Source organism: Mucilaginibacter sp. SMC90 (assembly GCF_022811725.1).
GTDB lineage: Bacteria > Bacteroidota > Bacteroidia > Sphingobacteriales > Sphingobacteriaceae > Mucilaginibacter.
In genome coordinates this window covers 1731586-1754466 of record NZ_CP094527.1, presented here as the reverse complement: position 1 = coordinate 1754466, position 22881 = coordinate 1731586, and the positions used below count along the sequence as shown (strand labels likewise).

Below are 22881 nucleotides of genomic sequence, written 5' to 3'. Positions count from 1 at the left end.
TTTTATTTGAGTTTTTCGTCAATGGCTTTGATCTCCATAAGGTGATGTTTTAGTGTAGGTAGCATTTGCTGGGCAAATGCTTTTACCGCCGGGTCTTTACCTACTGTCGCATAATTTTCGAACACCTGCACCGTATTTTCATGGCCGCTAACCATACCGTGTACATACAGCTTGTCAAAATTAGCGCCTGCGTTGACCAATGCCAGATCAGGTTTGATCCCGCCGGTTGCAGCGGGCGGCAAGGCAATACCGTGGCTTTTAGCTAAAGCCAGCAGCTTTTGTTCCGCATCGCCATGATCTTTCACCATCATCTGGCCGAACATTTTTACATCGGCGCGGGTGGCCTTCTGCGCAGCTAACTGCCCCGAACTAACCTCCTGCAAATTCTTGATGCTGGCCACGATCAGAAAATGTTTGGCCGTGGTATCCGGATCGGGCTGGGGGATCTGGGCTTTGGCAACCGTCCCAAAACCCAGCAAAGCGAATAGCAATAGCTTTCTCATGGCTGACCCACACCTCCCGATGAACCGTAAACCTGACCGCTGGCAAAACTGGCATCGGCCGCAGCCAACTGCACATAAATCGAAGCCAGTTCGGCTGGCTGTCCCGGCCGGCCCAGCACGGTCCAGCTACCAAACATCTGCTGTTTTTCCGGCTGCGCTCCGCCGCTGATCTGTAAGGCCGTCCAGATCGGGCCCGGCGCTACGCCATTAACACGGATGCCTTTCGGCCCCAACTGTTTCGCCAGTGATTTCACATAGTTCATGGTCGCTGCCTTGGTCTGCGCATAAGCATACAGATCCGGTGAAGGATCATAAGCTTGCTCTGACGTTGTGCCGATAATGGCCGAACCCGGCTGCAAATGCGGCAACGCTTCCCGGATGATCCAGAAAGGCGCATAAATATTGGTTTTCATGGTCGAATCAAATTCTTCCGTAGTCACATCGACAATTGAATTGATCGATTGCTGACGGCCTGCATTACTGACGATAATATCCAGCCCGCCCAAACCGGCAATAGCCTTTTGCACCAGAGACTTGCAGAAGTCTTCGCTGCGCAGGTCGCCGGGAATGGCAATAGCTTTTCGTCCTTCCTTTTTGATCAGCGCAATAACTTCCTGCGCGTCCTGTTCTTCAGTCGGATAATAGTTGATCGCTACATCCGCACCTTCGCGGGCGTAAGCAATGGCTGCTGCCCGTCCCATACCCGAATCCCCGCCGGTGATCAGCGCCTTGCGGCCCATCAAACGGCCGGAGCCCTTATAGCTTGTTTCCCCGCAATCAGGAACCGGATCCATTTTGCTTTGCAGGCCCGGCCAGGGTTGCGGCTGGCTTTTGAATGGCGGTTTTGGGTAAAGTTTGGTCGGATCACTGATTTTTGCAGCGCCGTCGGCGACGGACGGCTTATTGGAAGCACCCAATACTGGCGATACCGCAACAGCTGCCAGTGTAGTGCCTAAACCGGCGACAGCCTGCCGCCGGGTCATTTTATGTTCGTTTTCCATAGATAGTGTAGATAGATTGAATTATGATTTTTTCTTCGGCACTTTCGCGCCTTCTTTGCGGGCTTCCGATAAACCGATCGCCACCGCCTGTTTTTTACTGGTTACTTTTTTACCGCTGCCGCTTTTCAGCGTGCCTTCTTTTTCTTCGTGTAAAGCCTTGTGAACCTTGTCTTGTGCTTTTTCTGAGTATTTTGACATGGTATATGATAATTTGATTTCACTATTGGATTAACCGTTAACGACCTCCCCGCCGTTAACGTGGATCACCTGCCCGGTAATAAATGAAGCATCATCCGAAGCCAGGAACACGTAAGCCGGACCCAGTTCCGAGGGCTGGCCAGCGCGTTTCATCGCGGTTTCACTACCGAAAGTTTTGATCTTTTCTTCATCGAAAGTGGCCACGATCAGCGGCGTCCAAACAGGGCCCGGCGCTACGGCATTTACCCGGATCTTTTTATCGGTCAGGTTGGTTGCCAGTGAACGCGTGAAACTCGTAATTGCACCTTTAGTCGATGAATAGTCTATCAGATTGGGTGAGGAACGGTAAGCGGTTACCGAGGTCGTGTTGATGATGCAATCGCCTTCACCCAGGTGCTCCAGCGCTTCATTGGCAAAATGGAAATAAGCGAAGATGTTTGTGCGGAAAGTATTTTCCAGTTGTTTTTCGTCGATCTCTTTGGGATCTTTTTGCGGGAACTGCATACCGGCGTTATTTACCAGGATATTCAGTTTTCCCAGTTTCTTTACAGTATCGGCCACTGCCTTTTTACAAAAAGCGGCCCGTTTGACATCACCTTTAATCAACAGGCATTTACGGCCTTCCGCTTCCACTAAACGTTTGGTCTCTTTTGCGTCGATATCTTCGTCTAAATAAACAATGGCTATATCCGCGCCTTCGCGGGCAAAATGAATACTGACCGCGCGGCCAATGCCGGAATCACCACCAGTGATCAATGCTACTTCATCAAGCAGCTTACCGGAACCGATATAGCTGCTTTTGATATATTCCGGCGCAGGGTCCATTTTAGCCTCAATGCCGGGCTGCCGGTTTTGTTTTGCGGGTGTCTTTGCCATTAGCTGCCGGATTGTTTTTGCTGTTCCTGTTCAACTGGTTGCTGCTGTTCGTACATCGTGTGCGCTACAGCGCTGTCCGGCATCAGGTTAGCGGCGTGCACCTCCAGGCTGTTCTTCCAGCCGGCGATCACCCGGTCCTTACCCGCCATTAAAGCTTCGTAGCCTTCTTTCGCTACGTCAGCAGCATCCGCCAGCGCTTTTTTATCCTGCGCGATCTTGCTGTCAAGCATACCAGCTTTGTTAAAGAAATCCGTATCGGTAGCGCCCGGCATCAATGCCGTAAAAGTGACGCCCGAATCTTTCAGTTCTTCGCGGATGGCAGTGGTGAATGATAGAACAAATGCCTTGGTCGCATGATAAACTGCCTGCCACGGCCCGGGTAGTTTGCCTGCAACAGAACCCAGGTTCAATATTTTGCCCTCGCCGCGTTCGGCCATCTGTTTAACAAAGTGTTTCGTTAGTATCACCGTGGCGCAGATATTCAGGTGAATGATGCCCAGTTCACGTTCCAGCTCATTGTCTTTAAACAAACCGTAAACGCCCTGTCCCGCATCGTTGACCAACACGTCTACCGGGGTAGTGATCTCATTGCAGAGCGCTTTAGCCTGCTCCATGTCCGACAGGTCTTTGACAATGGTTTGAACCTGGATGCCGGAGGCTTCCAGTTCCGATTTGGTACTGTCAAGTTCGTCCTGTTCACGCGCCACGATGATCAAATTATAATTGTCCTTGGCGAATAGTTTCGCCAGTTCTTTGCCGATCCCGCTCGTTCCGCCGGTGATCAAAGCTGTTTTCCGTTGATTTTCCATTAGTTCTCGATTTTTACAGGTTCCTTATTTTCAGTTTCCTTGCGTTGTTCCCAGGGTTTGAGTACCACTTTCACGCAGTCTTCCTCTTTCTTGTTGAATATCTCATAGCCATGGGTTACTTCGCTTAATGGTAAAGTATGGGTAATGATGTCATCCAGCACTACCTTTTCGGTTTTCACCAGTTCGATCAGGTGATCGATATAGTTCAACACCGGCGCCTGGCCCATTTTAAGGGTAATGCCTTTATCAAATACCCGGTGCAGCGGGAAATTATCATAGGTCGAGCCATAGACGCCCATGATGGAAACCGTGCCCATGCGGCGTACAGCTTTAAAGGCCATATCCAAAACCTTCATACTACCAACCTCAAAATTGAACATCGCTTTCGCTTTGTCTAATAAATCTCGTTCCGGCTCGAAACCCACCGCATCCACGCAAACATCCGCGCCGCGGCCGCCGGTCATTTCGCGGATGGCTTCCACCACATCTACTTCATGCGGGTTCAGCGTATCGACCTTATTTACTGCTTTGGCTTTTTCCAGGCGGTAGTTGAGCGGATCGATCGCGACCACGCGGCTGGCACCGTTCAGCCAGGCCGCTTTCTGGGCCATCAGGCCGACAGGGCCTGATCCAAAAATGGCAACTACTTCGCCGCCCTTTAACTGCGCCCAGTCGATGGCCGACCAGCCGGTAGGGAAAATATCGGTCAGGAATAAGACCTGTTCATCAGTCATGTTATCAGGCACCACACGAGGGCTGATGTCGGCATAGGGTACACGCACATACTCGGCTTGGCCGCCTGAATAACCGCCATAGAGGTCGGTATAACCGAAAAGGGCTGCGCCTTTTTGGTCGGCCATATCGCCATTCGGTCCGTAATGTTTGTAATTGGAATTTTCGCAGGCGGGCGACGCATCATGCTGGCAGAAAAAACAATGCCCGCAGGAAATTGGGAAGGGCACCACCACGCGGTCGCCTTTCTTCAGATTTTTGACGCCCTTGCCAACCTCTTCGACAATGCCCATGAACTCATGGCCCATCACCATAGGTTTGGGTTGGGGCACGCCGCCGCTCAAAATGTGGAGATCGGAACCGCAGATCGCGGTGGAGGTAACTTTTAAAATAACGTCCGAATCTTCGAGGAGACGCGGGTCTTCGACCGTATCATAGCGGATGTCGCCGGGTTTGTGAAATACTGCTGCTTTCATAAGTAGATTTATTAAGTTTTGATATATCTATTTAACTTGAAGTAAATTTTTTTGTTTAATAATAAGTGAGATAGTTTCAAACACAGATGCCCGGGCATTTGTAGTAATACCATGGCAAAACATTCTACTCCAATCAGTTCCCGTGACGGTGCTCTTAAAAGCCCCTGGCAGGCCGGTATCAATCCAGCACATCACACGGAAAAACACGCACCCGGAAAGGTCTATGATGTCGTAATCATCGGCGCCGGCATTACCGGGCTGACGGCCGCCCTGCTTTTACAAAAAGCCGGCAAAGAATGTCTCGTGGTAGAAGCTGAAACACCCGGCTTCGGCACCACCGGCGGCACAAGCGCCCATATCAATACTTTTGCCGATACTACCTACGCGGAGGCGCAAAGCGCGTTTGGAAGGGAGGGCGCGAAATTATTCGCCGATGCCGTCAATGAAGGTTTTGCACTCATTAAAGAAAATATAAATACCTATAAGATCGCTTGCGATTTCGAATTCAAAAAGGGATATGTTTATGCGGAAGACCCGGAACAGGTCAAACAACTGGATGAGCTGTGTAAAGGAATGCTGGATGTCGGGCTGGATTGTAACTATAATGAAGATATCCCGGTTCCCGTACCGCACCAGGCCGCGGTTGTGATGGAGAAGCAGGCGCAGTTCCAGCCCCTGAAATACTTACAGGGCCTGGAAAAAGCGTACCTCCAAGCCGGTGGCGCATTGCTCACCCATACACGCATCGAATCTGTTAAAATCGAAAACAAGATCCACCTGGCCAAAGCCGGTGAACAGACCTTTAAGGCGGTCAAAGTCATCTATGCTACCCACGTGCCGCCGGGCATCACCATTTTTAGTTTCCGCTGCGCGCCATACCGCAGTTATGTGCTGGGCGTAAAACTCAAAGATGACAATTACCCCGATGCGCTAATTTACGACCTGCAGGAACCTTACCATTACTTCCGGACGCATACCATTGACAATCAAAAATACCTGATCGTTGGCGGAAACGACCACAAGACCGGTCATGACGATCCTGAAAAACAATTTGCCGATTTGGAAAAATACGTGCGCAAATATTACAAGGTCGCCGAAGTAGGCTATAAATGGTCATCTCAATATTACATCCCCGTCGACGGCTTTCCTTACATCGGCCATATCGACGGCATTTACTGCGCTACCGGGTTCAACGGCAACGGTATGATGCTGGGCAGCATCTCCGCCAAAATATTGGCCGACCTGATCTTGGGAAAGAAATCGAAATATGAAAAAGTCTTCAGTCCCGGACGCATTAAACCTGTGGACGGCTTTTCCGAATTTATCAAAGAAAACGCCGATGTGGCTTACCATTTTGTCGCCGACCGCTTCGGTATCCACAAAAGCGATTCGCTGAAAAGGTTACAGCCCGGTACCGGGAAGGTAGTGGAGATAGACGGCGAGAAAATCGCCGCCTATAAGGACGAGACCGGCGAGATCCATGCGCTGAACCCTGTGTGTACCCATGCCGGCTGTATCATTAACTGGAACGGCCAGGAAAAAAGCTGGGACTGTCCCTGCCACGGCGCACGCTTCGATATTGACGGCAAAGTCTTGACCGGCCCCGCTACCAAAGATCTATTAAAGATTAATGCCGATGAAAACTAAGGAACTACTCTTAGCCGGCGTGACCGGCACCACATTCATGACATTGTTCAGCTATTTGGTTTCTGTAGCGGACGGAGAGAATTTCAGCGAATCCGAACGTTTAGGCCAGCTGGCGCACCGCCTCATCCCCAAGCTGGACAAGACTCAAAGCCAGGCATTAGGCTGGCTGGGTCATTACGGCATCGGTCTGCTCTTCGCATTGGTGTATGTTGAACTGTGGCGCAAAGGAAAACTGAAACCCGACTGGAGAACCAACCTTTGGTTGGGCGGCATCAGCGGCCTGGTCGCCGTAGCCATCTGGAAAGCCACCTTCAAAATGCATCCGCTACCGCCCAAACTCAGTTTTGACAAATACTACATACAACTGGTGCCTGCGCATATCGTATTCGCGGTATTCTCAGGTATCGGTTACCAGTTGACCCGCAGCAAATGAAAGACATCGCCCAGCGTTTCCCCGAAAATCCCTTACTATTGCCCAAAGATTTGCCGCCCAGCCGCGACGGCCTGCAGATCATCAGCCTGCTCAATCCTGGCGTTTTCCGCTTTCATGATAAAACCTGGCTGATCGTACGGGTTGCTGAAGGCGTGGCTCAAAAGGAAGGCGTTCTGTTCTTCCCCGCATTGAATTCCACTGGCAATACCGAGATCATCGAAGTACCGCTGAACGACCCTGACCTGATCGCTACCGATGCAAGAGTAATCAATTATAACGGGCTGGACTACCTGACCACCGTATCCCACCTGCGTTTGCTTTCCAGTAGCGACGGCATCCATTTCAGCGATGACCCGGATTATCCTGCTTTATTCGGCAAAGGTTACCTGGAACGCTTCGGCATCGAAGACTGCCGGGTGACCCAGATCGACAATACCTATCACCTGACCTATACCGCAGTTTCCGACAGCGGTGTCGGCGTGAGTCTACTGACGACCACCGACTGGCAGCATTTTGAAAGTTTCGGGATGATCCTGCCGCCGCACAATAAAGACTGCGCCATCTTTGAGAAAAAGGTGAATGATAAATATTACTGCCTGCACCGCCCCAGCAGCAAGGAGATCGGCGGCAACTATATCTGGCTGGCCGAGTCCTCCGATACCCGGCAATGGGGCAATCACCAGTGCCTCATCAAGACCCGTCCGGGAATGTGGGATAGCACCAGAGTCGGTGCCGGTGCCGCGCCCATCCGTACCGAACGCGGCTGGCTGGAAATTTATCACGGTGCGAACGCCGAAGATCAATATTGCTTGGGCGCTTTTTTGATGGACCTCAACGACCCGTCCAAGATTATCGGACGCACTAAAAACCCAATCATGGTACCCACCGAAGCGTACGAACTCAGCGGTTTCTTTGGCTACGTGGTTTTCACCAACGGCCATATCGTCAATGGCGATCAGTTAACGATTTATTATGGCGCAGCCGATGAATTCGTCTGCGGCGCGCATTTTTCCCTTCAGGAGATCCTTAACCTTTTAAGTTAAACAACATGACCAAAGCAGAAAAAATACAAGGTAAAACCATCGTTATTACCGGGGCGTCCAGCGGTGCGGGCCGGGCAGCGGCACTGGAGTTTGCCAAATATCAAACGAAACTGGTGCTGGCTGCGCGTAATGAGGCCGTGCTCCAGGAAGTTAAAGCCGAATGCGAAGCATTGGGCGCGCAGGCGCTGGTGGTACCCACCGATACCAGCGATGCCAAAGCCATGATCGCGCTGGCCAATGCCGCCAACGACTGGCAGGGCTTGATCGATGTCTGGGTCAACAATGCCGGCGTACTCGCAGCGGGTGATTTTGATAAAACGCCAATGGCCGTGCACGAGCAGGTCATCAAAACCAACCTGTTGGGCTATATGAATGGCGCACATGCCGTGATGCCGATCTTCAAAGCGCAGGGCTACGGCACTCTTATCAATAATATATCCATGGGCGGTTTCCTGCCGGTGCCTTATGGCGCGGGTTATACCGCCGCCAAATTCGGTTTGCGCGGGTGGTCGGAAGCATTAAAAGGTGAACTAAGTACCTGGAAAAACATCTACGTATGCGACGTCTTCCCCGCCTTTCTGGATACGCCGGGCATCCAGCATGCCGGCAATTATACAGGTAAAGTATTGAAGCCTGCGCCGCCTGTTTATGATCCGGTAAGAGTGGCGCAGGCCATGGTTAAAGTGGCGGCTTATCCCAGCGCAAATACCTATGTTGGCAGTGTTTCGATGTTACTCAAATTAGGGCATGCTGTCTTCCCGGAACTCATGACCAAAATGACCGGCCTGGTCATGCGCGAATATTTTAAAACCGCCGACCCCATCGCCCTGAGCGACGGCAATGTGTTCAGCACCGTTGATTATGGCATGAGCACCCATGGCGGTTTCGGCCTGCCCGGGGAGCCCAAAGCACACCGCAAATATATTGCGGGTGCATTGTTGACCGGGTTGGCGTTAGGCTGCCTGTTTATCAGTCAACAAAAAAGCCGCTCCTGAGAACGGCTTGAAAATGTCGTTAGTTTAAAAATTATTTTAGACCAGCCTGAATTTTGGTAATTTCATCCAACTGATGCTGTACCACAGGCGCGGTTTTAGCTGCGAGAGCTTTCAATTTCGCATCTTTACCATTAGCGGCTTCCGACTGCATCATATTACTGAAATCTTTGACTTCTTTACTGCTGTCTTTGGCAGTGGCCATTTTGCCTAAAACTACTTCGGCCGTATTGCAAGCATATCGTATTTGTCCGGTTGCGGCACTTTAGCGCCGAAAGCCTGGGTGAAGTACTACATGGCCGCAGCCAGCTCGCCGTTCTCGCCACCAAACTGTTTTAAATAATAAGTTGGCAAAGCGTGGGTCAGGGCGGGTTACACGCACGTTGAATTGTAAAATATAGGTAAGCAATTAAATGGTAGATAATATTGTGGATTGAAACAGAGTGCGGAAAGGGCTGAATCAAGAAGGATCGTGTTTGTTCAACCGAACCGGGCCGCTATGTTTTGAATTGAGATTTTTAAGTGACAGTAAAATTCAAAACAAAAAAATAAGGGAGGAGTTATCCTACGCAATGATCAACCTTAACGCCTAAGCATACAATGAGCGGAATTTCACCCTGGGCTGCGGCCGTCAAACAGTTTTTTCACGGGCAGGACCTGCCGGCGCTTTATACCCGGGAGATGGCCGGCTACACTTTCCGGGTGCACCGTTTAGGCAATTCGCTTTGGATCGCGGTGACTTGCCCGAAAGGCATGCAGGTCATTTTAAACCAACAGTGATGGAACGCAGAGAATTTATCAATAAGGCCGGTACGGGCCTGGCGGGTGCGGCTTTGGTGAGCGGCCTGCCCTTAAGCGGTAAAAGCATGAGTACAGGTGATTTAACAGACAAAAATATGGGCGACCTGATTACGATCAAGCTGCCGCCGCTGGAGCAGCCGACTGAAAAAGAGCAGGCAGTTTCATCTATAGCCATGCCGAAGGATAAACGTATAGGTTACGCCATCGTAGGCCTGGGGAATTTGACCTTAGGGCAAATCCTGCCGGGCTTCGGTGCCAGCAAATATGCCAAGCCGGTGGCGCTGGTCAGCGGCAATGCCGATAAAGCCAGAAAAGTGGCTGCGCAATATGGTATAGATCCTAAAAATATTTATAATTACCAGAATTTCGATAACATCCGAAGCAATCCCGAGATTGATGCGGTCTACATTGTGCTACCCAATAGCATGCATGAAGAGTTTGTGGTAAGGGCGGCCAAAGCGGGCAAGCATGTATTATGCGAAAAACCAATGGCGCCCAGCGTTAAGGCTTGCCAGAACATGATCGATGCCTGCAAACAAGCCGGTAAAAAACTGATGGTCGCTTACCGTATTCAATATGAACCCCATAACCGTTTAGCGATGCAATGGGCGCGCGAGCAGAAGTTCGGTAAGGTAAAGTTCATGGAGCTGCATAACTCGCAGAATATCGGCGACCCTTCACAATGGCGATTAAAAAAAGCATTGTCGGGCGGCGGTTCTTTACCCGATATTGGTTTGTACTGTTTAAATACGGCCCGCTTTGTTCTGGGCGAAGAACCGCATACGGTAACGGCCAGCATTTACAGCACACCGAATGACGAGCGTTTCAACGAAGTGGAAGAAACGGTGCTCTGGCAGCTGCAGTTCCCAAGCGGCGTTATGGTAAATGCCTCCAGTAGCTACGGGGTTCATCAATCCCGGCGCTATCGTTGTTATGCCGATAAGGGCGGTTGGTTCGGCCTGGACCCGGCTTTTGAATACCAGCGATTACAGATGGAAGGTTCGCATGCGGACGGCAAACAGGAAGTGAAAGTGTCACCTTCGATCAAAGAAGCGCAGCAGTTCGCACTGGAACTGGACCATTTTGCACAGTGTATCCTGGAAAACAAGCAACCCTATACACCCGGAGAAGAAGGTTTACAGGACCAAAAAATCATGGAAGCAATTTACGAATCTGCTAAAGCCGGCAGGCCGGTAAAATTACAGGCTATCACTTCGCTGGATACTTTTCGCGGCACGCCGCCCAAAGAAGATGCTTAGACTGAAACCATATTAGGATATGCTGCACGAAAAGACGATTGACCATTTATTAACGATCCACGAGATCTACCATGAACCCAATGTACGCGAATATGCGCGTGGTCATGAAATTTTGGAGCGATACCAGGATGCTAAACTGATCGAGGTTGTTTCGCACAACCAGATACCCGAATTGTTTGGCTTCGAGGGTTCGGTGGAGGACTGGCTGTGGAACAAGAAAAATGTGCTGATATTAGGAACCAAAAAAGCCTTAAGCGCCCGGCCAAATACACGTAGTTCACATTGGGTAGCGCCTTCGCAGTCCAATGGATGCACGATGTCCTGCTCGTACTGTTACGTGCCGCGGAGAAAAGGCTATGCCAACCCGATTACAACTTTCGTCAACATCGAGCAGATTATGGGCTACCTGTCGCGCCATGCAGGCAGGCAGGGCAAAAAGTTATTGCCGGACGCAATTGATCCGGAATACTGGGTCTACGAGATCGGAGAAAACGGGGATTGCTCGGCCGATGCAGCGATTTGCAATAATGTGAAAGACCTGATAGGCTTGTTTAGGGACTTGCCTAACGCCAAACTGACTTTCGCTACGAAATTCGTTAACCGGGATATGCTGAGTTATGAACCGCAGCGCAAAACGCGAATACGGTTCAGCCTGATGCCGCACGCGATGTCCAAACTCGTGGATGTGCGGACGACCCCAATCAGCGACCGTATAGCGGTCATAAATGAATTTTACGAGGCGGGTTATGAGGTTAATGTAAGTTTTGCCCCGGTGATTTATTATGAGGGTTGGCTGGATGACTGGCGCAAGTTATTTTCAGAAATGAACGAGGTGCTGAACGATGAGGTGAAACAACAACTGGCGACGGAGATTATCTTTTTGACACATAATGAACCGCTACATAACGTAAATATGCTTTGGCACCCGAAAGCTGAAGAAGTACTTTGGCGGCCGGATATCCAGCAGGTAAAATACAGCCAGACGGGTCAGCGTAATGTGCGTTACAAAAACAATTTAAAACGGGAACTGGTTGATGAATTAATCAACCTGTGTACTCAAATGATACCGCATTGCCAGATTCGTTATGCGTTTTAGAGTGCGCATCAATTAGTTTAAAACGAAAAGAAACAAATAACGTGAAGCTTAAGATTTTAATACTAGAAGATAACGCCGACATCACCGAAGTGCTGACGGATTGGCTAAGCGCCATAAGTTACGAGGTTATCACTTGTCAACAGGTAGATGATATTGTTAAGCTGGCGGAGGAAGTGCGACCTAATCTGGTTTTACTGGATTATTTACTGGGCGGCATCAATGGCGGCGAATATTGCGCCCAGCTCAAAAAGAACGGGGGAACGCAGCATATCCCGGTGATCATGCTCTCTGCGCATCAAAGAGTAATCGAATCTCTGGGCCATTACGGCTGGGATGCTTTTATTGCCAAGCCTTTTGACCTGGCAGAACTGGCCTCAAAAATCAGTGAATTGACTGGGCAAACACACATAACTTAATTGACGTAATGATGAGTGCCATCTGATCTTTTAATTGGTCATAAATAGCTGCTATCAAGCGATCAGACCGTTACGAGTCTCGTAATAATAATCGGGATTATTCTGCAGAAAACGCAGATTGGTCGTTTTAAAGGCATCCAGGTCTTTCTTCAACAGCTCAGTCAACAGATTTCTGATACTTATTGAATTTTTAATTGGGGCGGCAGTTTTTAAGGCGACTATTTTCATAATTGACAGAGTTCAATTACTATGCCAGTGGGTTCAGGCCTTTACCCGCCAGGCGGCCTGACCTGATTAAAGGACTGTCAATCCTATATTTACTCCTAATGGCCAAACTATTTATTGTCGGGTTTCCCAAACATTTCCAGCAGATCGCGCTGGTGGAAATGTTTAGCCTGTACGGCACGGTGAACACCCTGACCCTGATCACCAATTAGGTAACCGGCCAGCCCAAAGGCTATGACGTGTGACGATGCCCGATCAGGCCGGAGCTTAACGCGCGATCAAAGCGTTGGACGACAGTATCATACAGGGCCAGAATAACGGTCTGTTTTGCCGATGCCAAATCGGTGCAGCGTGTGCGGGAAAACCGCGGTTAACGTCCTCAGCGTTAATTACAGCGCATTGGTCCGGCTGGAATGATACTTGCGCTACAGTTCATCTAAAACAGATTTTTATGGCAATCAAAAAGAAAAAAGACCCCTGCTGGTCGGGTTATAAAAAAGAAGGGATGAAAAAGAAGGACGGGAAGACCGTGCCGAACTGCGTTAAAAGTGCTGAAAAAAAGGACTGAACGTTTCTTTTGAATTAAAAGGGACGCCTTGCAGCGTCCCTTTCATCACAATTTGTTTATTTTAATTATTCTACTTCTGCCGCGGCAGCTTCGTTCACGTAATTCTCGGCGACCTGGGTCAACAGGGAATCCGCATTTTTCTCTTCGCCCAAGGTTTCGTCCAATAATTTTTGCGCTTCCGTAAAACCCAATGTTCCGGCTAAGGTACGCAGCGTACCATATGAAGCGATCTCGTAATGCTCCACTTTCTGGGCTGCTGAGATAATCGCTACGTCACGTACTTCGGTGCCTTTATCGGTATCTTCCAGTAATTCGGTGGCTTCTTTCAGCAGGCCTTCCATGGCTAAACATTTCTTGGCAGCGGCTTTTTCACCGATGGATTCAAATACGCTTTCCAGGCGGGTAATCTGACCTTTGGTTTCTTCCAGGTGAGTTGAAATGGTATTTTTCAAATCTTCTGAAGTCGCGCCTTTAATCATTTTAGGCAAAGCAGTTGCTAAATGTTTTTCCGCCCAATAGATGTCTTTTAATTCATCTACAAACAGTTCTTTTAAAGCGCTTTCCTCTTTGGGTGTGCGGTTGGTGTTTTTGCTTGTTTTAGTTTTCATAGTCTTTAGATTTTAATGATGTACTCAAGCCTTGCAATTACCATTCCGAAAAGTTGTTTATTTTTTGACCACGCTGATTTCTCCGTTGCGTTCGATATAAACCTTTTGGATCTGGTTCATATCTTCTGTCAAAGCCGTTTCGCGGCCCCCCTGCATCACATCCTCCTCGCAGACCAGCGCTCTTTTCATGTGCGCTTTAATAAACACACCGTCCTCGAACAGCAAAATCTCTTGTCCCTCGATTACCCGGCTGAACTTCTTGTTGCCGGCGATCAGCCGGCCGGTGCCGCGGTGCAGCAGGACGATCACGAAACAGCGGCAAACCACAGGTACAAAGGGTGAGGCACCGACGACGGCGCGGCTCATGATGGCGCCGAGTGACACGGCGATTATGTTATCCAGCGCAGTACGAACGCCGAAAGAGCGCCGTCCTGAAATGCGGATCAGTACCAACATGATGAGAAACATCGCCGCGCCGCGGCAGCTCATCTGTAAGTTATCCAGGTGTTCGCCTTCGCCAAAAAGTTTAAGGAAGAGTTCCATTGCAATCAGTTTTAGGGGCGGTGCCGCTTTCAGTCTTGCAGTGACTTCGAAAACTTTATCGGCCTGTTCATTATAATTCTTAAAAAAATGCTCCAGCTGATTAAGGATACTTTCTGGCAGATCGCTCAATTCTTTGACATCCGGAAACAATTGCGAAACATCCGGGAAACCGACCAACCGGTCATTACAGATTTTTTGGCCATCGCGTTCGGTTTGCTCGCACTGAAAAGCGCCGATAATGCGGCAATCGATCAGGCAGCCCGGAAAGGTGCCGTGTTCGGCTAACACGATGATATCCAGCGGATCGCCATCCTCGCCTTTTGTGCCGGGGATCATGCCAAAGTCAAAGGGAAATATCAGGCCGGCGGGTAGGATCTTGTTGAGACGAAAACGGTTTTCTTTTCGTCATAGTCAAATTTTTGACCATAGCCTTTGGGGCTTTCAATCAGGACGGTAATTGTTTTTGCTGCTTTCATCGTTGCCAGTTGATTTTGATTTCCTGATTGCCGCTGACCTCGAATTCCAGATTGCCGTCTTTGACCTTTTTGCCGGTGATCTCGATGGTTGGCGTTTTAACCTTAAAGTCGGGTAAGGCCTTGCTGCCGTTTTTCAGGATCAGCATCCGACAGTTTAGCCGATCGTCGCCTTTAACATTTAAACTAACCTGTCCCTTACGATGCCGGTAATCGGCCGTCGGGTAATCCAGAAAGATCCAGAAATCTTCGTTCGGTACCCGGTAAAAATGCCTCGGGATAATACCAAAGGCGACGCCGGCGCCGTAAACTTCCTGGCCGACGGTACCCGATTGTTCCCAGCCATCATGGATGTCTTCAATGGCGATCCAGAGCTGGTGATCGACCTGCCCGGTCTTGACCTCGTCGGACAGCATTTCCCTCGGCAAGTTTGGCGGGTAATAAAAAGGTGCGCGGTTGACGATGTATTTCAGGAACTCGGGAATCAGTAAACTGACCGATGGTAAAATATTTTCGTCCTCAGCGTACAATAAAAAATTATGTAAAGCGGCAAATACTTCCTGTTCCTCGTAAGCCGCCGTATAGGGCGCATCATTTAAAGGGAACATCGCAAAAAAGGTCGGGTAATTTTTGGCATAGCCATACTCGCATTCCCAAAGCTGGGTGTTCTTAAATATGCCAGCCAGGCATAAGTAAGCCAGATCGAGGTATTGACGGTCTTTGGTTTCTTTATAGAGCCAAAGCATAGCATTGGCACCAAAAGCCGTATTATTAGCCTGGTAGAACAGGTCAAAGCCTTTCCCGTGTAGGGTTTTGGCGGCTTTTTTTGCCTCCAATAAATATTTATTTTCTCTGGTCAGTTCCCAGGCATGCAGTATGACAGAAGCATAAAGCCCTGCCACGTCTTTTTCGCCGCCTTTACCAGGCTGTGTTTCTGCTTTCACCGGTTCCAGCGTTTCCATGTTGTAGAGCACCGGCCATTCGTAATTAAAACGACGAGCTACCCGAATAGTAAAGTCCAGCGAATCGAGGAACAGTTTTTTTCCCTGTTTATCACCGCGGATAGCCAGCCGACCGAGGTTTAATAAGGGGTGGTGGAGGTACCAGGAATCCATCACATTGGGCTGTAGCTGTTCTTCATCGCCGCTTAGGTCTTTGGCCAGGGCGGGCAGGAAACGCACAACGGTTTGCAGGTCCTGATTATAAAAGGAATCGAGGCCGTTTTGTATCTTTTGAATGGCGGGCAGTTCGGTTTTGCACCAGTCGTAGTAATCGGTCAGGGGCATTAGTACGGCCAGCTGCACCATGAGTTCGGGCGGAGTCTGGTAATCGGCCACATAGGCGTTCAGGTAATCCTGTTCCGCGCCATGCGACCAGCAGCCGTGGCTAAACTCCAGGTCATGTAACCCTTTATCGACCATTTCCGGCCAGGCATAATAGTTGGTTCCGGGTTTTGGCAAAACCAGGTAAACTTCCGCCAGTAAATTCAAAAATTGTTTGGCCTGCGCCGCTTCGTTTTTAGGATGTTCCGGGCTAAAAGCGATAAAGGCATCGGAAATAGTGATCTCCTGGTGTGCCGGCATAGGTTTGTCTTTAAGCGTTGGCGGCAGGGCAAAACCCAGTTCCGGCCAGTTGCCGCCGACGGAATTGCCTAAAGAAGTTTCGGTCGCCTGGGCATAAGCGTTCAATGCCGTCAGGTTCTGGAAGTACAATAATGCTCCTGCTTTTGGTTCATCCAGCGTGAGGTATTGCAGACCGGAACGGGTACCAACCTGGCTTACCAGGATAGTGCCTTTTGTATCGCGGTTGCTGCTATCCGGTCCGGTGATCACCATATCCCGCGGCCAGAAAGGTATCAGTATAGGTTCGCTGGCCGTCAGCGTCGTGGTATAGCGGAGCAACGGTTTATCCTTTGCCGGAAATTCCAGGCGGACTTGATAAAGACCGATGCCGGCCTGGAGATTGATCGTGATCCCTTTATCGTCTGGTTTGAGTTTACCCAGCTCCAAATGGTCGTTGGGCGAATAAGCTGGGCGTAAAAGAAAAAAAGCTGCCCAACCGGACAGCTTTTTTTAGTGAAGCTTAAATTATTTTGAAATGTCGCGCAGTGCTTTGATACGGTCGTGGGCAGCATTGATCTCCTGCGCTTGATTTTGTACCACGGCGATGGCATCAGCGCCAAGGTCCTCGTTCGACAATGCATCCTGGTACGCTTTTTTAATGGCATCTTCGCCGCGTTCCGCCTCAGACAAAATACTTTCCCGGTCGCTGCCGCCGAATAATGATTTCACGTCGATCCACGCGCGGTGCAGGGTACCGCTCACGCTATTTCCGGTTTCCACTTCGCCCGCATCGCCAACCAAAGCAGCCAGTTCCTGGCCGTTTTTGCGGCTTTGTTCGGCGTAACCCTGAAAAATCTCTTTCAGGTCAATATTCTCATCTTTGATATCAGCGATAGCTTTTTCAAAACCCGCTACGCGATCATTGTTGATTTCGATCAGGTCGTTCAATACGCCTGTTGCTTGTGTAGTTTCCATAATGTTTCTCTTTATTTAGATAGGCTAAACTGTAAACCAATTCTATGCCAGTAACGAATTAAACTTATAAAAACGAGGCAGACCACTTACACATAGTTAATAATGAGTAAATTACCATCCCGATAACATAGAGTGCTCAGAAGTATTCTTGGAAACATCTAAAAATGATCGTTACGGCTGGATGCTCGAGCGAACACGCGTATATGAAACTGTACAAGCTCGGCCATTAATTGATCATTCTTTTAAAACCCAATGGTAATTTTAATTGTTGCTAAATAAATTAGTAAATGTATGATACCAAGCAACGATAATGAGGAAAAACTTTTTCGGGGAGACGAAAACCTCAGCAGTGAGACGGAAAATAAAGGTTCAAATACCGTCAAAGATCCGGATAACTGGACAACCGGTGATGAAAAGATGACCGGTGCCCAACATTCCTATTTAACGACTTTAAGCACTGAAGCCGGTGAAGCGTTCGATGAGAACCTGACCAAGGCTGAAGCCTCCAAACGTATAGAGGAACTGCAGCACAAAACCGGCCGTGGTCTGGAAAATGATTAAAAAAAAGCAGCCATTATTGGCTGCTTTTTTTTGATACTGACCTGCCCAGTCATCATCGTCCTGCGGCGTGCGGGATAAGATATAAACCAGCCAACAGAGAAACACCGCACCCATCAATTGTTTGGGCATCTCAGCAAAGCGATGTTCCGTGATATATCGCGTCACCTCCCAGACAATGGCTATGATGACGAGAACAATCAATAATGCTTGTAGCACGATCGTTTTATTATTCATAGCTCTTCAGGTTTCTTCGGCGGAATACTTCCCGCGTGATCAGTTTGCAGTTGGCGGCCAATTCATCCAGGCGGCAGCATTTAGTACGCACTTTGGCCGGCAATAAGCCATCTGTTTCCATCAGGTCAACGTGTAGCACAGCCGTTTCCGCCAGTCGCTCACTACCCTTTAGACTGTCAAATAATGCGGCCGCGGCCACCCGGTCATCGCCGATGCCAAACTCGCCGAACACTTCAAAGCCGGTCGGCGTTTTCAAGCTGAGCAATAAGGAAAAGCGGTCTTCCATACCATCAAATCTCGCTAAGCCTAAAAGGCCCCGCACAGCAGGGCCTCTTTTCAAAACTAATACACTTAAATTTATTTGACCTCGATTTGACGACGCACCATTTTCGCTTCTTCGCGCTTAGCGATATCAATCTTCAGCACACCATCGGTATAGGTCGCTTCGATACTTTCCGCATTGGCACTTTCAGGCAGCGTGAACGAACGCACAAATGAATTATAGGCATACTCCCGTTTGCTGTAATTTTTTTCTTCCTTCGTATTTTCGGTTTGTTGTTCAACCGAAACATGAAGCACGTTGCGGTCGAGGCTGATCTTAAAATCTTCCTTTTTCAAACCTGGGGCCGCTAACTCAACGTGATAGTTGTTCTCAGATTCGCTGATGTTTACAGCGGGAACCCGGGCAACCATCCGGTCGTTAAAAAAGGTGTCATTAAAAATGGAATCAAATACATCATTAAAGCCTGGCAATAATGTGTTGTTTTTTTGAGCGGGATCGAATTTAACCAGTGTCATAGGTCTGTCCTCCTTAATTTAATAATGATTAAAACTTATAATTAATTAAACTGGTCAGCTTATTTCAAAACCTGGGCCACAGCCAAAACAGACCGAAATAACTGAAAAAATTTCACCGCAACTGAAAAAATTACAGCCTCAAAATGACATTTAAACAGGAAGCGTAAACCAAGACATCCTGCATTCACCCAGAGTGGAATCGATGATCGTTATGATGACCGATCTCAGGAGGCCTGTTTCATTTTCGCTTCCATGCTCATGGTGGTATGAGGTACGGCGCGCAGGCGTTCTGCCGGGATCAATGTTCCTGTCACCTTGCAAATACCATAGGTTTTGTTTTGGATGCGGACCAGCGCGGCTTCCAGCTGTTCAATAAACTTTTTCTGCCTGGCCGCCAGTTGATTCGTTTGTTCCTTTTCGTAGGTCGCCGAACCGTCTTCCAGTGTTTTCCCGGCAATAGCCGCATCATCGCCATTGCTGTTAGATGAACTTAAAGCGGCAGTCAATTCGGCCAGTTCTTCCCGGGCCATCCTAATCTTATTTTCTATAAGCTGCTGAAATTCCTGCAGCTCGCTATCACTGTAACGGGTCTTGTTGTATTCGTTTTGCATGTGCTTTCAACAACAGAAAAGCCAGATAGTTTGCTGATAGTGATGGTCAACTGATAATCTTTTAATTAACATGTTCATGCTTCGTCCACACCAACTTGGAGACATCGTAGCCTAAGGCTTGGGCCTGTTTAAGATAGGCAGTTTGGATGGCGGTCGGAATACTTTTTTCACGGGACAATAGCCATAAATAGTTCAGGTTATTTCCGGCCACCAGCGCGTAGCGATAATCCAGATCGACCGCGATCACGTTATAACCGGCATAGAACGGACCGAAAAAAGATACTTTTAAACGGCCTGTCCCGGCGTCTTTCACAGGCTTGGCTTTGCCGATACTTTCCTTCCATTTTTGCTGGACGTAATTATAGCCTTTATTATCCACCCGGATCGAGCCGTCAGCGTTCAGCGAATAGGTTGCGCTCACATCCGACAGGTTCTTCTCGAATTTAAAGTCCATACGCGCGACCTCGTACCAGGTTCCGAGATAACGCTGCTGGTTAAAGGGCCGTACGGCTTTAGCGTCCTTTGGAATAGTAACGCAGGAATTTAATAATACCGCAACGGTAGCTGCGGCTAGGCCGGCAGCGAGGCCGACCTCCCAATTTTTTAGTTTCATATATAAATAACGGTTGAAGCGTTGGGATGTTTCCCTTTCTGGTGGTGAAATAGTTGTTCCTCGTTCGGTTCACAACCTACGAAGCACCAAAACCAAGAGTCCGATGAATAATTTTTCGTGGTTTAATTGCCGCCTGTGGCGCCAAAAAACTGGGCGGGGGCTGTTTGTCTACTATTGTGATCTTTGTGGTAATCTATATGCTGCTGGGAAAGTGGAATAACGATACGCTTGCCGAAATGGTCAACCCAAAACCGGTAGAAGTCTGTGAAAGATGTCCTATCCATGATAGATGTAGTCTTTGTAAAGCTTTGTGGCACTGTATTCGTCAGAACTGTTAGGAATTGATAAGAAAACTATGGGCAAGCGGATATTGGTGCTGGATGATGATCAGGATATTTTAGATATCGTAACTTACATTTTAACGGAAGATGGTTACGAAGTGAAGGTGCTTGCTGACGGTCACCAGGTCGCAGCGGCCATTCAGCAGTTTGATCCTGCGCTGGTTTTGATGGATGTGATGCTGGCCGACCTGGATGGACGGGTGATTTGCAGGCACTTAAAGGATACGCTGGAAACCAGTCATATACCGGTGATCCTGATCTCGGGTACGCATGACCTGGCTGCTACCCTGCACCAGCAGGGGGCACCGAATGATTTTATGGCCAAGCCTTTTGACTTAGATATTTTATTGGCTAAAATAAAAGCGCAGCTGGTGTAGCCCTGTTTTTAAGGCAATGATTCGTTACCGGACGAAAACAGGTCAAATAAATAACGCAGGCATTCTACTTTTAATAGATTTTTTTAACTTTGAGGGTACCCCAAGCAAAGTTCTGAATGCACCCAACCGAATTCCAAAACCTTCAAAATATGGTGCTGCAGGCACCCATCGGCATTTGCCTGCTGGATGCCAAGACGATGGTTACCGAGCTGCTGAATGATAAATTCCTGGAAGTAGCGGGAAAGCCCAGGGAAGCGATCATCGGTAAGTTCTACTGGGAACCCTTTGCCGAGGTTCGGGAACTGTATGAGGATGCCTTGAAAAACGTAGCGCTGACAGGTGAGGCCTATCATGCCAACGAGGTAGAAATGGTCTTGATCCGTCATGGCAGCGAAGAGCAGGTGGTCGTAACCTTTGTTTATAATCCTATCAAAGATGATTCGGGTAAGGTCGTGAAGATCGCGGTCTGGGTGGTCGAAAATACCCTGCAGGCCAGGGCTCGGAACGAGATCGGTGCATTAAATGACCGGTTGACTGGCGCTAATCGCGAAATGCAAACTGCGAACACAGACTTATCGCTATTAAACAGCGAACTACTTCTTTCCAATAAAAATATTCATTTACTGAACCTGCGATTGCAGGAATCCGAAACGGATTTCAAGCGGCTGGTGGAACAGGCGCCCGTAGCGATATTGGTATTCCGCGGGCCGGATATGGTGATCGACCTGGTCAACCTGGCCATGCTGGAGATCCTGGGTCATGATGCTTCCATTATAGGCAAACCCCTGCTCGAAGGTTTACCGGAGATCAAAGGCGCGCCGGCGGTCGATCAGTTGTTCCACGTCTTCCAAACTGGTGAAGCATCCGACGGTAACGAAGAGCCGGTCCCGATCATGACCAACGGCGTTATCGAAACCCGTTATTTCAATTTCAGCTATCGTCCGTTGCTGGAGAAGGGAAAGATAATTGGGGTGATGGATGTAGCCGTTGAAGTGACCGCACAAGTTTTAGCAAGGAAAAATCTGGAAGCCAACGAACAACGTTTGCAAAGCATTCTAGATACGATGGCGGAAGGCGTAGTGATTGTCAACGCTTCCGGCCAGCCTACCTATGCCAACACAATGGCGCAGCAGATCATGGGTATTTCCGAAGAACAATTTCATGACCGCACTTATAACGACACCAAATGGCATAACGAACGCATCGACGGTACGCCGCTGCCCCGTGAAGAGCACCCGATGTACGTAGTCATGCGAACCGGTCTGGCGGTATTCGACCAGGAGATCGGTATTGTTTGGCCGGACGGGGAAAAGATCTTCATTTCCGTCAATGCCGCACCGCTGACTGGCCTGGAGGGGCAGATCAACGGGGGAATCATCAGCTTTACAGATGTAACCGCCCGGCGTAAACTATTACAGCAAAAGGAAGATTTTATCAGCGTGGCCAGTCATGAACTACGTACGCCGGTCACGTCCCTGAAAGCCGCCTTGCAATTGCTGGACCGCATGCAGGGCAATATCACACCGGAGGTACTGGCCAAATTATTGGCACAGGCCAACCGGAGTTTAAATAAACTCAGCGACCTGATCACTAGTTTACTTAATAGCAACCGTATTAGCCAGGGACGTTTTCTGGTCAATAAAACCACTTTTCCTATTAGTGCGTTGCTCCAGGATTGTTGCCAACATATTTTATCAGCGGGCAGCCATGAAATTATCCGGCAAGGTGACCTGGAAATGCAAATTACCGCAGATGAACAGCAAATCGACCAGGTATTGGTTAACCTGCTAAATAACGCGGTCAAATACGCCCCGCAATCCCGCCGGATCATCATCAATGTCGAACGGCAAATTAAAGCGGTTAAAATAACCGTGACCGACCAGGGACCGGGCATCCCCGCTGACCAGACCAGCCATATTTTTGAACGCTATTACCAGGCCGACCGCAGCGGTGGTGAGCTTTCCGGCCTGGGTCTCGGTTTATACATTTGCGCCGAGATCATTGAAAAGCATGGCGGGGAGATCGGCGTAGAAAGTACCGTGGGTCAAGGTAGCAGCTTTTGGTTCACGTTGCCGCTATAAGCAACAATTGCGGCATGGTATTTATTTGC

Annotated in this window: 27 protein-coding genes; 11 read left to right on the top strand and 16 right to left on the bottom strand. The window is 49.0% G+C overall.

Features of this window, described 5'->3' with window-relative positions; genetic code table 11:
- Window positions 1-2: 2 nt before the first annotated feature.
- The 6 genes from MTO98_RS07715 to MTO98_RS07690 are packed head-to-tail and all read right to left on the bottom strand — an operon-like array spanning window position 3 to window position 4595.
- A complete protein-coding gene (locus MTO98_RS07715) occupies window positions 3-503 on the bottom strand; it encodes a DUF4142 domain-containing protein (protein WP_243486025.1) in 501 nt (166 codons plus the stop codon).
- Window positions 500-1504, bottom strand: coding sequence for an SDR family oxidoreductase (locus MTO98_RS07710; protein WP_243486024.1), 1005 nt, complete (start codon window positions 1502-1504; stop codon window positions 500-502). The genes MTO98_RS07715 and MTO98_RS07710 overlap by 4 nt, the downstream gene beginning before the upstream one ends.
- A 21-nt stretch (window positions 1505-1525) precedes the next feature.
- The gene (locus MTO98_RS07705) at window positions 1526-1702 is read right to left on the bottom strand and encodes a DUF6496 domain-containing protein (RefSeq protein WP_243486023.1); all 177 of its coding nucleotides are present in this window, start codon (window positions 1700-1702) and stop codon (window positions 1526-1528) included.
- A 30-nt stretch (window positions 1703-1732) separates the two neighbouring features.
- Window positions 1733-2578: an SDR family oxidoreductase gene (locus tag MTO98_RS07700; protein ID WP_243486022.1), complete on the bottom strand. Its 846-nt coding sequence runs from the start codon at window positions 2576-2578 to the stop codon at window positions 1733-1735.
- Window positions 2578-3387, bottom strand: coding sequence for an SDR family oxidoreductase (locus MTO98_RS07695; protein ID WP_243486021.1), 810 nt, complete (start codon window positions 3385-3387; stop codon window positions 2578-2580). The genes MTO98_RS07700 and MTO98_RS07695 overlap by 1 nt, the downstream gene beginning before the upstream one ends.
- Complete coding sequence (locus tag MTO98_RS07690; RefSeq protein WP_243486020.1) at window positions 3387-4595, bottom strand: zinc-dependent alcohol dehydrogenase; 1209 nt, start codon at window positions 4593-4595, stop codon at window positions 3387-3389. Before MTO98_RS07690 ends, MTO98_RS07695 begins: the two co-directional genes overlap by 1 nt.
- A gap of 111 nt (window positions 4596-4706) precedes the next feature.
- Between MTO98_RS07690 and MTO98_RS07685 the strand changes: the two genes are divergently transcribed.
- Genes MTO98_RS07685 through MTO98_RS07670 form a run of 4 tightly spaced genes read left to right on the top strand, consistent with a single transcriptional unit; the run spans window position 4707 to window position 8713 of the window.
- On the top strand, window positions 4707-6242 hold the full coding sequence (locus MTO98_RS07685; protein ID WP_243486019.1) for an FAD-dependent oxidoreductase: 1536 nt from the start codon (window positions 4707-4709) through the stop codon (window positions 6240-6242).
- On the top strand, window positions 6232-6675 hold the full coding sequence (locus MTO98_RS07680; protein WP_243486018.1) for a DUF2938 domain-containing protein: 444 nt from the start codon (window positions 6232-6234) through the stop codon (window positions 6673-6675). Before MTO98_RS07685 ends, MTO98_RS07680 begins: the two co-directional genes overlap by 11 nt.
- Window positions 6672-7718, top strand: a complete 1047-nt coding sequence (locus MTO98_RS07675) for a glycoside hydrolase family 130 protein (RefSeq protein ID WP_243486017.1) — start codon at window positions 6672-6674, stop codon at window positions 7716-7718. The genes MTO98_RS07680 and MTO98_RS07675 overlap by 4 nt, the downstream gene beginning before the upstream one ends.
- Window positions 7719-7723: 5 nt before the next feature.
- On the top strand, window positions 7724-8713 hold the full coding sequence (locus MTO98_RS07670; protein ID WP_243486016.1) for an SDR family oxidoreductase: 990 nt from the start codon (window positions 7724-7726) through the stop codon (window positions 8711-8713).
- A gap of 31 nt (window positions 8714-8744) precedes the next feature.
- On the opposite strand, the gene MTO98_RS07665 is transcribed toward MTO98_RS07670, so the two are convergent.
- The gene (locus MTO98_RS07665) at window positions 8745-8915 is read right to left on the bottom strand and encodes a DUF4142 domain-containing protein (protein WP_243486015.1); all 171 of its coding nucleotides are present in this window, start codon (window positions 8913-8915) and stop codon (window positions 8745-8747) included.
- Between the two features lie 395 nt (window positions 8916-9310).
- Here MTO98_RS07665 and MTO98_RS07660 point away from each other — a divergent pair, with 395 nt between their 5' ends.
- From MTO98_RS07660 to MTO98_RS07645, 4 genes are read left to right on the top strand one after another with little or no spacing between them, the layout of a single operon-like run.
- Window positions 9311-9490, top strand: coding sequence for a hypothetical protein (locus MTO98_RS07660; RefSeq protein WP_243486014.1), 180 nt, complete (start codon window positions 9311-9313; stop codon window positions 9488-9490).
- The gene (locus MTO98_RS07655) at window positions 9490-10770 is read left to right on the top strand and encodes a Gfo/Idh/MocA family protein (protein ID WP_243486013.1); all 1281 of its coding nucleotides are present in this window, start codon (window positions 9490-9492) and stop codon (window positions 10768-10770) included. Before MTO98_RS07660 ends, MTO98_RS07655 begins: the two co-directional genes overlap by 1 nt.
- A gap of 19 nt (window positions 10771-10789) precedes the next feature.
- The gene (locus MTO98_RS07650) at window positions 10790-11866 is read left to right on the top strand and encodes a spore photoproduct lyase family protein (protein WP_243486012.1); all 1077 of its coding nucleotides are present in this window, start codon (window positions 10790-10792) and stop codon (window positions 11864-11866) included.
- A gap of 41 nt (window positions 11867-11907) precedes the next feature.
- Window positions 11908-12282 (top strand): two-component system response regulator, encoded by a 375-nt coding sequence (locus tag MTO98_RS07645; RefSeq protein WP_243486011.1) that lies wholly within the window; start codon window positions 11908-11910, stop codon window positions 12280-12282.
- 858 nt (window positions 12283-13140) lie between these two features.
- Here the strand turns inward: MTO98_RS07645 and MTO98_RS07640 are convergent.
- From MTO98_RS07640 to MTO98_RS07625, 4 genes are all read right to left on the bottom strand, one after another.
- Window positions 13141-13683 (bottom strand): ferritin-like domain-containing protein, encoded by a 543-nt coding sequence (locus MTO98_RS07640; RefSeq protein WP_243486010.1) that lies wholly within the window; start codon window positions 13681-13683, stop codon window positions 13141-13143.
- Between the two features lie 57 nt (window positions 13684-13740).
- Complete coding sequence (locus MTO98_RS07635) at window positions 13741-14583, bottom strand: inorganic diphosphatase (RefSeq protein ID WP_243487920.1); 843 nt, start codon at window positions 14581-14583, stop codon at window positions 13741-13743.
- Window positions 14584-14698: 115 nt separating this feature from the next.
- Entirely contained in the window at window positions 14699-16708 is a 2010-nt protein-coding gene (locus MTO98_RS07630; RefSeq protein ID WP_243486009.1) for a hypothetical protein, read from the bottom strand.
- 78 nt (window positions 16709-16786) lie between these two features.
- Window positions 16787-17236: a PA2169 family four-helix-bundle protein gene (locus tag MTO98_RS07625; protein WP_243486008.1), complete on the bottom strand. Its 450-nt coding sequence runs from the start codon at window positions 17234-17236 to the stop codon at window positions 16787-16789.
- A gap of 291 nt (window positions 17237-17527) precedes the next feature.
- Here MTO98_RS07625 and MTO98_RS34425 point away from each other — a divergent pair, with 291 nt between their 5' ends.
- The gene (locus tag MTO98_RS34425) at window positions 17528-17797 is read left to right on the top strand and encodes a DUF3072 domain-containing protein (RefSeq protein WP_371825411.1); all 270 of its coding nucleotides are present in this window, start codon (window positions 17528-17530) and stop codon (window positions 17795-17797) included.
- Here the strand turns inward: MTO98_RS34425 and MTO98_RS34420 are convergent.
- From MTO98_RS34420 to MTO98_RS07600, 5 genes are all read right to left on the bottom strand, one after another.
- Window positions 17687-18031: a hypothetical protein gene (locus tag MTO98_RS34420; protein WP_371825443.1), complete on the bottom strand. Its 345-nt coding sequence runs from the start codon at window positions 18029-18031 to the stop codon at window positions 17687-17689. The genes MTO98_RS34425 and MTO98_RS34420 overlap by 111 nt on opposite strands.
- Window positions 18024-18317: a hypothetical protein gene (locus tag MTO98_RS07615; RefSeq protein WP_243486007.1), complete on the bottom strand. Its 294-nt coding sequence runs from the start codon at window positions 18315-18317 to the stop codon at window positions 18024-18026. Before MTO98_RS07615 ends, MTO98_RS34420 begins: the two co-directional genes overlap by 8 nt.
- Before the next feature lie 71 nt (window positions 18318-18388).
- The gene (locus MTO98_RS07610; RefSeq protein ID WP_243486006.1) at window positions 18389-18829 is read right to left on the bottom strand and encodes an Hsp20/alpha crystallin family protein; all 441 of its coding nucleotides are present in this window, start codon (window positions 18827-18829) and stop codon (window positions 18389-18391) included.
- Between the two features lie 224 nt (window positions 18830-19053).
- On the bottom strand, window positions 19054-19440 hold the full coding sequence (locus MTO98_RS07605) for a TraR/DksA C4-type zinc finger protein (protein ID WP_243486005.1): 387 nt from the start codon (window positions 19438-19440) through the stop codon (window positions 19054-19056).
- A gap of 61 nt (window positions 19441-19501) precedes the next feature.
- Window positions 19502-20053, bottom strand: a complete 552-nt coding sequence (locus tag MTO98_RS07600) for a lipocalin family protein (protein WP_243486004.1) — start codon at window positions 20051-20053, stop codon at window positions 19502-19504.
- A gap of 310 nt (window positions 20054-20363) precedes the next feature.
- On the opposite strand from MTO98_RS07600, the gene MTO98_RS07595 reads away from it, so the two are divergent.
- Window positions 20364-20771, top strand: a complete 408-nt coding sequence (locus tag MTO98_RS07595; RefSeq protein ID WP_243486003.1) for a PleD family two-component system response regulator — start codon at window positions 20364-20366, stop codon at window positions 20769-20771.
- Between the two features lie 116 nt (window positions 20772-20887).
- Window positions 20888-22852, top strand: coding sequence for a PAS domain-containing protein (locus tag MTO98_RS07590; protein WP_243486002.1), 1965 nt, complete (start codon window positions 20888-20890; stop codon window positions 22850-22852).
- Window positions 22853-22881: the final 29 nt, after the last annotated feature.